This is a genomic window from Arthrobacter mobilis (assembly GCF_012395835.1).
Taxonomy (GTDB): domain Bacteria; phylum Actinomycetota; class Actinomycetes; order Actinomycetales; family Micrococcaceae; genus Crystallibacter; species Crystallibacter mobilis.
The window spans coordinates 1-630 of sequence record NZ_JAAZSQ010000095.1; the positions used below are offsets into that span (position 1 = coordinate 1).

Genomic DNA, 630 nt, shown 5'->3' on the forward strand with positions numbered 1-630 from the left:
GCATTGATGGACTACACCGGGCGCGGGCCCCGGCCGCACACGGTGCGCTACCACGACGCCCCCGTTTCCGCGCGGGACCTGGCGGAGCAGGCACGGGAAGCCTTGACCACGCTCATCTGGCGGCACGGCACCAAGGCCGGCCCCGGCAACCCGGAGGCGGCCATGGCCGGCCGGTTCGCCGCCCTGCGCGTGCGGCCGGCCAACCGCTACATCCCGCGGGACGAAGCCGGCACCCTGCCGGTGGAATGGCTCCTCGTTGAATGGCCGGAGACAGCTGCCGAGCCCACGGACTACTGGCTCTCCACCCTGCCCGAAACCACGCCGCCGGCCGAACTGGTGCGCCTGGCCAAGATCCGCCGGTGCACGGGCACGGCTACCGCGAGCTCAAGCACGGCCTGGGCCTGGACCACTTCGAGGGCCGGACCTGGCTGGGCCGGCTCCGTCACGCCGCCCTGGTCACCGCAGTCCACCTGTTCGTCACCACCGTCCGCCTGGGCCGCGGCCCAAAAGCGGCGGGGCCGGCCTGAGCTTTTACCAGGTCCTGACCGGACTCCGGGCCGCAGTCATCCTGCTCCTCGGCCGCTGCCCGTGGTGCGGACAGAAGGCTCCAACCTAACGAAGTACTACTAG

General features: G+C 71.7%; 1 pseudogene. It reads left to right on the forward strand.

The features are described 5' to 3' along the window. A pseudogene (locus HGG74_RS21045) lies at nt 1–630 on the forward strand (hypothetical protein); the annotation flags it as partial.